The sequence below is a fragment of the Telluria sp. PB2R4 genome (assembly GCF_059685695.1).
On the sequence record NZ_JCASIC010000007.1, the window covers coordinates 287,752 to 295,444 of the forward strand.

Consider the following 7,693-nt stretch of genomic DNA (forward strand, 5'->3'; position numbering starts at 1 on the left):
TCGTTATCGCTGCTACACGGTTTCTAACTTAGCGCCGCTACCTCTCGATTATGCAGCCAGATGGCGCACCTGGCGCTCCGGCGCGGCGGCCGCCGGCTTGTGCACCGGGACGGTGTCGACCTTGCCCGCATAATCGCTTGCCAGCAGGGCCGCGGCTTCCGTACGTTCCATGCCGCGCAGCTGCAGCCATTCCTGCACCAGCTTCGCCAGCTTCTCGAGCGCGATACGGTGGGTGGCGTCCGTCTTCGTATAGATCCAGCTTGAAAACGCCATGAAGTTATCGAATGGCGCATCGCCCAGCAGCACCCGGGTGGTGTTGGCGAAGCGGCCGGAGTTGGCGACCAGGTCCCAGTAGCGGGCGAAGCGCACCAGGCCCTGCATGGTCGGGAAGTCGACCAGGTTCGTTGCCAGCACGGTGTAGGGCGGATAGGGGTCGTAGACCATGCCGAAGGATTCGGTATGGCGGATGATCGGGGTGCCGCGCAGGCGTTTCAGGATGCCGAACTGGATCTCCTGGGCTCCCAGCCCCACCAACTGGTCGAAGCCGCGGGCGAAGCTGGCGACGTCTTCGCCCGGCAGGCCGGCGATCAGGTCGACGTGCAGGTGGGCCTGCGACTGTTCGGTCAGCCAGCGGATGTTGTCGGCGGCCCTGGCATTGTCCTGGCGCCGGCTCACCAGGGCTTGCACCTCGGGGTTGAAGCTCTGGATGCCGATCTCGAACTGCAGCGCGCCGGGCGGAAACTTGGCGATCGTCTCCTTCAGCGCCTCCGGCAGATGGTCGGGGACCAGCTCGAAGTGGGCGTACACCGGGTCTTCCGGGTTCGATTCCAGCTTGTCGAGGAAGAACTGCATGATGCGCAGGCTGGTCTTGACGTTCAGGTTGAAGGTGCGGTCGACAAACTTGAACAGGCGCGCGCCGCGCGCATGCAGCGACTCCATCTCGGCCAGAAACGCGTCGAGCGGGAACGGCCAGGCGGTCTTGTCGAGCGAGGACAGGCAGAACTCGCACTTGAAGGGACAGCCGCGCGAGGCTTCCACGTACAGGGTGCGGTGCGCGATGTCGTCTTCACTATATAAAGCGTAGGGCAGGGCGATCTCCGCCATCGGCGGCTGCACGCCGGCGTGCACCTTCATCAGCGGCTTGGGGCCGTTCAGGATCTCGCCGCACAGCTTGGGGAAGCTCACGTCGCCCCAGCCGGTAACGACGTAGTCGGCCAGCTTGACGATCTCCTGCTCGCCCAGCTCGTGCGAGACCTCGGGCCCGCCCAGCACCACGGTGACGTGCGGCGCCACGCGCTTGAGCATGGCCACCAGCCGGGTGGTCTCTTCGACGTTCCAGATGTAGACGCCGAGGCCGACGATGCGCGGCGCGTGCGCCAGGATGCGCTCGACCAGGTCGCTGGTCTTGGCGCCGATGACGAATTCCTGGATCCGGGTCTGTTCCTGCAGCGGTCCCATGTTCGCCAGCAGGTAGCGCAGGCCGAGCGAGGCGTGCGTGTAGCGGGCGTTGAGCGTGGAAAGCAGGATGGACATGATGGCGTGCAGGCGGGAAAAGGCGCCATTTTACTTCTCCCGGGCGCTGTACCGGCGCGGATATGCATAATGAATTGCTTCCGGAAAAGATTGGTATCTACAATCAGACACTTCTTTTGAATGGGACTGACATGCTTCTTACCAATATCGAAACCATCCCCGGCAAGGAGATTGTCGTGTGCCACGGCGTCGTCTCCGGCAGCTCGGTGCGCTCCAAGCACGTGGGACGCGACATCATGGCCGGCCTGAAGAACATGGTCGGCGGCGAGCTGCGCGGCTATACCGAGCTGCTGGAAGAGTCCCGCACGCAGGCGACCGAGCGCATGAAGGCGCAGGCCGGGCAGCTGGGCGCCAACGCGATCGTCAACGTGCGCTTCTCGACCTCCTCGGTAGCGGCAGGGGCCGCCGAGATCTATGTGTACGGCACCGCGGTAACCGTCAGCTGAGATGGAATACCTCATTCTGCTGGCTTTCTGGTCGGTGCCGGTAGTGCTGGGCTACGTGTTCGGCCGTGCCGCCGAGTCGCGCCACTACCGTTCGATCATCGTCAGGGAAAAGCAACAGCTGAACCTTCCCGCCACCACACTGAAAACCCTGGTGCGCGGCGGGCCGGTGGCGCGCAGCGAACTGGTGACAGGCAGCGTCGTCATCTCGATCGACTATTTCAAGAAGGCCGCGTCGGCACTGCGTTCGCTGGTAGGCGGTCCGGTCAAGTCCTATGAAAGCCTGCTCGACCGCGCCAAGCGCGAGGCGGTCCTGCGGCTGAAGGAAAGCTGCCCGGGGGCGGACGAGGTCGTCAACCTGCGCCTGGAAACCCTGCCTCTGGCGGGCAGCCAGCGCAACCAGGTGACGGGCGTCGAAGTGCTGGCCTACGGTACCGCCATCTATTACGCAGCCGGCGCCGGCAAGGCATGAAGTACCGGGCCGCGCTGCCCCGGCATAACGACAATATCTCGCACGAGCATCCGCTGAAGGATTTTCTGCTGATCCTGCTGTCGCTGTCGCTGGCGGTGCTGGCGGGTGTCTGGGCCGCGGGCCTGCTGGTGGACCGGGTGGTCGACGGCATGCGCCCCGAAACGGAAGCGCGGCTCACCCGCTTGCTCGCGCCGCCGCTTCCGCCCACTCCGGCGCAGGCTGCGCCGCGCCAGGCCTGGCTGCAGACGCAGGTCGATGCGCTGCGCCGCTGCGCCGGGATCTCCGGCCCGGTGAATGTGCGCGTGGTGACGTCCAGCCAAGCCAACGCCGTGGTTCTCCCGGGCGGCACCGTGATGGTCTACGCGGGCTTGTTCGAGCAGGTAAAGTCTGAAAATGGCCTGGCCTTCGTGCTTGCCCATGAACTCTCCCACCTCGTCCACCGGGACCACCTGCGCGCCGTCGGGCGCAGCCTGGTGGTGATCGTCGCGGCAACCGTGCTGACGGGGGACGGCTCGTGGGCGGCAGGGGTGCTGACGCCGGCCCGGCATCTGGGCGAGACCAGTCATTCGCGCGAGCGCGAGTCGCAGGCCGATGCGAATGCGTTGCGGATCCTCCAGTGCCGTTATGGGCACGTCGGCGGCGCGACCGAATTTTTCGAAGCCATCCGCGGGCGGGACGGCGACGCGCCAGCCATCGCCCATTACATGGGCTCGCATCCTTCGATGGCGGCCCGCATCACGTCGCTGCAGCAAGCGATGCGCCAGGCCGGCTTGCACGGCGGCCCGGTCCTGCCGCTGCCGCGCTGAGCGAAGTCCCGACCCGGAAAAACAAAAAGCCGCCGCGGCTTGCGCCGGGCGGCTTCTTGTCGAGGTACCGGACTTACTTGGTGACGGTGCGGGTACCGACCACTTCGATGGTCACGCGACGGTTCTTGGCGCGGCCTTCGGCGCTGGCGTTGTCGGCGACTGGCTGGGTTTCGCCCTTGCCTTCGGTGTACAGGCGGGACGAATCCAGGCCTTTCGACACCATGTAGGCCTTGACGGCTTCGGCGCGGCGCAGCGACAGCTTGTCGTTGTAGGCGTTGGTGCCGACCGAGTCGGTGTGGCCGACAGCGATCATGACTTCGGTGTTCAGGCCTTCCAGCTTGCTCATGAACTCATCCAGGGCTGCCTTGCCTTCCGGCTTGACGATCGCCTTGTCGAAGTCGAACAGGGCTTCAGCTGCGATCGAGACCTTTTCCGAGGTCGGGACCGGTTCCGGTGCAGGTGCCACTGGTGCGGCGACCGGTGCTGGTGCAGGTGCCGGCGCCACTTCGACCGGTGCCGGTGCGACGTAGGCGGCCTTGGCCGGACGGCCGAACTTCCAGACCAGGCTCACGGTAGCGGTGTCGATGTCGCCGCGGTTCTGGACCGCGTCGGTCACGCGGTAGCGCTCCACTTCGCCGCGCAGTGCCATGGTTTCGTTGATCGCGTACTCCAGGCCCACGCCGTACTTGCCGTGGCGGCGGCCTTCGTTCGGCGGGTTAGCGACGGTCACGGCATCCAGGCGGCTGCCGTTGAATTGGGTCTTGGCCTTGGTGTACTGGACACCGCCGCGCGCCAGGAAGGTCAGGCGCTCGGTGATCGGCAGGCGGCCGACCAGGTCCAGGTTCACGCCGCGGAACTTGGTTTCGCCGTTCAGGTTGCCGCGGTTGGTCCAGGCTTCGAAGTCAAAGTTTTCCAGTTCGAAGTAGCCGGCTTCCAGGGCGAAGTAGCGGTTCAGCTGCTTACCGACGAACAGCTTCCAGGTGACGTCGCGGTCATCGGTGCTGAAGCTGCTCAGGGTCGAGCCGTTCGAGTTCAGGGTGCGCTGCAGCGCGCTCTGGTCGATGTCGGCGCGCGAGCGTCCAGCACCCACGCCTGCGTACCAGGCGGTATTGGCCCAATCCGGGTTCACGAAGGCCGATTCGGTTTGCATCGGCTGCTGCGGAGCTGCCTCTTGCGGTGCCGCGTGGGCATTCACCATGGTTGCGCAGGCCAGTGCGATCAGTGCGGCGAGTTTGTTGGAAGCGTTCATTGTTCTTTTCTCAATAAATTCATTGGTCTGTTACCGAGTCCCCGAAGGCTCGGCTCTCGGGAAATTGCAGATTGAAGTATTACCTTTTGGCATCTTGCGTACTGTTCGCTATCTCGCATAAGAAGAAATATTCTCGAAATAACAACACACAGGATATGCCTGATGCGTAATAGCTTCTCCCTCTGTTGAACCCACCACTATCACTAGTACGCTTGGCGTAGAGAATTGTCTAGAGTTCAACTGTGCGATTTTAACATTTCCTGTCGCGTGCCGCTCTGGCCGCAGAAAGTGGTCTCATGTCAAACCCAAGTTCTGCTGTCCTTACCCGCGCCTGCCTGCTGGCCACCGCATTCGCCGCCGCGCTGGCGCTGGGCGCCTGCAGCCGCGACAAGGACGACGACCCGGCGGCGCCGCCGCCGCCGACCCAGACCGCTTCGCGCATCCAGGTCGAAGTCGCGCGCACCACCCATGGGGTGCCGCATGTGCGCGCCGCGGATTTCCGCAGCCTCGCTTACGGACTGGCCCATGCCTATGCCCAGGACAACGTCTGCATGTTCGCCGATTCGGTGTTGACCGTGCGCGGCGAGCGTTCGCTGTTCTTCGGCGCCGATGCGCGGCCGCGCCAGCGCACCGGTGACGAGTACGGCGGCGGCAGCGGTTTCATGGATCTGAATAATGAAGAGAGCGATTTCTTCTTCAAGGGCTACCTCGACATCGAGCAGCTGCGCGCCAACTATGCGTCCGGCACGCCCGAGCCGCGCGAGCTGCTCGAAGGCTTCGTCGAAGGCTACAACCGCTACCTCAAGGATGCCGACGGCAAGCTGCCCGCCGCCTGTGCCGGCGCCAAGTGGGTGCGGCCGATCACGCTCGACGACATGTATCTGGTGGTGGCGGAAAAGGCGCTGCACGCATCCGGCCAGGCCTTCGCCAGGGACTTTGTCGCCGCAGGCCGCGTCCCGGGCGCCACGGTCAGCCTGGCCAGGGCCGCCCCGCGCAGGATCGACGCCTCGTCGCTGGTCGCCCAGCTCGGGCAGCTCAATCGCCAGGGCTTCGGCAGCAATGCGCTGGGCGTCGGCAAGGACCTGTCGGCGAACGGGCGCGGGCTGCTGCTCGGGAATCCGCACTACCCGTGGACGACCGCCGACCGCTTCTACCAGGCCCACCTCACCGTGCCCGGGCGCTACGATGCGATGGGGGTGATCATCGGCGGCGTGCCGGCGGTGGTCATCGGCTTCAATAAAGATGTCGCATGGAGCCACACGGTGACTTTCGCCTATCACTTCACCACCTTCCGGCTGGCGCTGGATGCGACCGATCCGACCGGCACCACGTATCTCTATGACGGCGAGCGCCGCAAGATGACGTCCAAAACGGTGACCGTCGAGGCACTGCTGCCGGACGGCCTGGTCGGCAGGCGCAGCAAGACCTTCTACTTCAGCCACCAGGGTGCCGTCATCGTCCGGCCGGCGGCCGGCATGACCTGGACCTCCAGCGCCGCTTTTGTGCTGGGCGACCCGAACCGCTACAACACCCGTATGCTCGAACAGTGGCTGGGCATCGGCACGGCCGATAGCGTGCGCACGCTGAAGGATTCGCTCGACAAGGTCGTGGGCCTGCCCTGGGTGAACACGGTGGCAGCCGACCGCGAAGGCAATGCGCTGTATGCGGACGCCAGCGTGGTGCCGCACATGAACGCGGACAAGTTCGCGAACGGCTGCCTGCTGGTGCAGGCGGCGCTGATGTTCGACGGTTCGCGCAGCAGCTGCGCCTGGGGCCAGGATGCCGGCGCACCGCCGGGCATCTACTCGCCGGCGAAGGCGCCATGGATGCAGCGCACCGACTACGTCGGAAATTCGAACGACAGCTACTGGCTGACCAATCCGAAAGCGCTGCTCGCCGGCCCGGCGCCACTGGGCTACTCGCCGCTGTATGGACGCACCGGCGTCGAGCAGAGCCTGCGCACCCGCATCGGCTTCCGCCAGATGGAAGATCTTCTGGCCCAGCGCAGCAAGCTGACCCTGGCCGATATGCAGGCGCTGGCCTTTTCGAACCGCGTGTATGCGGCCGAGCTGGTGCTGCCGGAACTGCTACCCGCCTGCGCGGCTCTGAATAACGCACTGTCCAACCGAGCATGCAATGCGCTGCAGGCCTGGGATCGTCGCGCCAACGTCGACAGCCGCGGTGCGGTGCTCTTCCGCGAGTTCTGGAGCGTGGCCTCGGCCATTCCCAACAAGTGGGCCGTGGCTTTCGATCCGGCGGACCCGGTCAACACGCCGCGCGGGGTGGCGCCGGCGGCGATGCCGGCCATGCTGGCGGCGCTGCGCACGGCGGCCGAGAAGTTGCAGTCGCTCGACATCCCGTTCGATGCAAGGCTGGGCGACTACCAGGTCGAGCCACGCAACGGCGTGCGTATCCCGCTGCACGGTGGGAACGGCAACCAAGAGGGCAGCTATGGTTCCCTGACGATGCGCACCGGCCTGACGAAGAATGGCTACGTTGGCGCCCACTGGGGGCAGAGTTATATCCAGACGGTCGGCTTCGACGACGCCGGACCGGTGGCGCAGGCGATGCTGACCTATGGCCAGTCGACCGATCCCAAGTCGCCCTGGTATGCGGACCAGGTCATGGTGTACTCGCGCAAGGAGTGGCCACTGCTTCCGTTCACGCCAGAGAAAATCAAGGCCGATCCCAACTACACCAGCACGACGCTGCGCGAGTAGGTATCAGGCAGGGGAAAGCGGACGGCGCCGAAGGCGCCGTGTTTTTTTTGCGAATTCGATAGAATTTTCAAAGAATGGGTGTTGACGACGCCCAAGGGAACGAGCATAATCTCATTCCTCTGCTGCTGACGAACACAACGCTTCGCACGGTGCAGCAAGGTAGTACGGAATAAAGTTCTTTAACAATCAACAGTCGATAAGTGTGGGCGTTTGATGAAGGTGCCAGTGACTTCGGTTACTGATTACTTAAATTATCAAATGTTCACAAAAGTATTAACGTTGCCCAGCAATGGGCGACGGTCAGTATCTTGAGTGAGCGACCCATCAGAAATGATGGTGACACGAAAGTGTCAACAAACAGAGATTGAACTGAAGAGTTTGATCCTGGCTCAGATTGAACGCTGGCGGCATGCTTTACACATGCAAGTCGAACGGCAGCGCGGGGCAACCTGGCGGCGAGTGGCGAACGG

The 7,693-nt window shown here is 64.2% G+C and carries 6 protein-coding genes and 1 rRNA gene; 5 read left to right on the forward strand and 2 right to left on the reverse strand.

What is annotated here, in order from left to right:
* Nucleotides 1–48 precede the first annotated feature (48 nt).
* Nucleotides 49–1,533 carry a B12-binding domain-containing radical SAM protein gene (locus AC56LU_RS14240; RefSeq protein WP_497176258.1) on the reverse strand — a complete coding sequence of 495 codons (1,485 nt, stop codon included), beginning with the start codon at nt 1,531–1,533 and terminating at the stop codon, nt 49–51.
* A 131-nt stretch (nt 1,534–1,664) separates the two neighbouring features.
* On the opposite strand from AC56LU_RS14240, the gene AC56LU_RS14245 reads away from it, so the two are divergent.
* From AC56LU_RS14245 to AC56LU_RS14255, 3 genes are read left to right on the forward strand one after another with little or no spacing between them, the layout of a single operon-like run.
* Nucleotides 1,665–1,979, forward strand: coding sequence for a YbjQ family protein (locus AC56LU_RS14245; RefSeq protein WP_497176259.1), 315 nt, complete (start codon nt 1,665–1,667; stop codon nt 1,977–1,979).
* 1 nt (nt 1,980) lies between these two features.
* The gene (locus AC56LU_RS14250; protein WP_497176260.1) at nt 1,981–2,448 is read left to right on the forward strand and encodes a YbjQ family protein; all 468 of its coding nucleotides are present in this window, start codon (nt 1,981–1,983) and stop codon (nt 2,446–2,448) included.
* The gene (locus AC56LU_RS14255) at nt 2,445–3,254 is read left to right on the forward strand and encodes a M48 family metallopeptidase (RefSeq protein WP_497176261.1); all 810 of its coding nucleotides are present in this window, start codon (nt 2,445–2,447) and stop codon (nt 3,252–3,254) included. Before AC56LU_RS14250 ends, AC56LU_RS14255 begins: the two co-directional genes overlap by 4 nt.
* A 73-nt stretch (nt 3,255–3,327) precedes the next feature.
* Here the strand turns inward: AC56LU_RS14255 and AC56LU_RS14260 are convergent, their stop codons facing one another.
* On the reverse strand, nt 3,328–4,503 hold the full coding sequence (locus AC56LU_RS14260) for an OmpA family protein (protein ID WP_497176262.1): 1,176 nt from the start codon (nt 4,501–4,503) through the stop codon (nt 3,328–3,330).
* A 296-nt stretch (nt 4,504–4,799) separates the two neighbouring features.
* Here AC56LU_RS14260 and AC56LU_RS14265 point away from each other — a divergent pair, with 296 nt between their 5' ends.
* Nucleotides 4,800–7,223 (forward strand): penicillin acylase family protein, encoded by a 2,424-nt coding sequence (locus AC56LU_RS14265; RefSeq protein ID WP_497176263.1) that lies wholly within the window; start codon nt 4,800–4,802, stop codon nt 7,221–7,223.
* Nucleotides 7,224–7,589: 366 nt separating this feature from the next.
* A 16S ribosomal RNA gene (locus AC56LU_RS14270) occupies nt 7,590–7,693 on the forward strand; the annotation flags it as partial.

Bases quoted from the DNA above. Each gene is read 5' to 3' on its own strand.
- AC56LU_RS14245 (WP_497176259.1), top strand. From the start codon at position 1,665: ATGCTTCTTACCAATATCGAAACCATCCCCGGCAAGGAGATTGTCGTG.
- AC56LU_RS14240 (WP_497176258.1), bottom strand. From the start codon at position 1,533: ATGTCCATCCTGCTTTCCACGCTCAACGCCCGCTACACGCACGCCTCG.
- AC56LU_RS14250 (WP_497176260.1), top strand. From the start codon at position 1,981: ATGGAATACCTCATTCTGCTGGCTTTCTGGTCGGTGCCGGTAGTGCTG.
- AC56LU_RS14260 (WP_497176262.1), bottom strand. From the start codon at position 4,503: ATGAACGCTTCCAACAAACTCGCCGCACTGATCGCACTGGCCTGCGCA.
- AC56LU_RS14255 (WP_497176261.1), top strand. From the start codon at position 2,445: ATGAAGTACCGGGCCGCGCTGCCCCGGCATAACGACAATATCTCGCAC.
- AC56LU_RS14265 (WP_497176263.1), top strand. From the start codon at position 4,800: ATGTCAAACCCAAGTTCTGCTGTCCTTACCCGCGCCTGCCTGCTGGCC.